Source organism: Alcanivorax sp. HI0083, from assembly GCF_001635175.1.
Map to the genome: position 1 here is coordinate 1 of NZ_LWFX01000361.1, position 916 is coordinate 916.

General features: G+C 60.6%; 1 protein-coding gene and 1 pseudogene. Both read right to left on the reverse strand.

The window, feature by feature from the left end; translation table 11 throughout:
- The coding region (locus A3754_RS03760; RefSeq protein ID WP_369817572.1) for a cell division protein FtsZ at window positions 1–446 on the reverse strand (446 nt) is incomplete at its 3' end.
- Window positions 447–635: 189 nt separating this feature from the next.
- Window positions 636–916: pseudogene (locus A3754_RS03765) on the reverse strand (cell division protein FtsA); the annotation flags it as partial.

A 916-nucleotide genomic window follows, 5' to 3' on the forward strand; every position in this document is an offset into this window, starting at 1 on the left:
TGGGCAGAGCGCATGCGCTTTTTGCCTTCGAAGGGGAACGGCTTGGTGACCACAGCCACGGTCAGGATGCCCAGTTCCTTGGCAATTTCAGCCACAACCGGGGCCGCACCGGTACCCGTGCCACCGCCCATGCCGGCGGTCACGAAGACCATATCTGCACCATCCAGCAGCTCGGCGATGCGATCACGATCTTCCTGAGCGGACTGACGGCCGATTTCCGGGTTTGCGCCGGCGCCCAGCCCTTTAGTCACCTGGCTACCCAGCTGAATCACGGTCTTGGATGAGGCATTACGCAGGGCCTGGGCGTCAGTGTTGGCGCAGATGAAATCCACCCCTTCCACACCGGAACGCACCATGTGATCCACGGCGTTACCGCCGCCACCACCGACACCTACCACTTTGATTACCGCACCATGCGGTACGCTGTCTTCCAGTTTGAATTGCATGGTTGATCTCCCGTTGTTGCTTCCCTGTTTACTACTCATTACGTCGAAGTGTTCCGGTCATCTTGCCGCGGCCCGGAACCACCGCTTGCGCTCAGTAAACGCTGGATGCCTGATGCTTGAGGCCTGACGCTTTGGCGGCTTTGCCGCCTGTTTTGCGTCCGGCTTCGGGCGTCGGGCATCCGGCGTCCATTAAAAATTGCCTTTGAACCAGCTCTTGATGCGCTCCAGCCAGTCCAGCTCACCCCCGCCGGCCTGGGCCTTGGCGCTGGTGCCTTCCTTCTCCATGCGCTGGCCGTACAAGAGCAAGCCCACGGAGGTGGAATAAATCGGGTTCTTCACCACGTCGATCAGCCCGGAAATTCCCTGCGGCGCGCCCAGGCGCACCGGCATATGGAAGATTTCCTCGGCCAGATCCACAGCCCCTTCGATCTTCGAGGAACCACCGGTGAGCACGATGCCACCGGGAATCA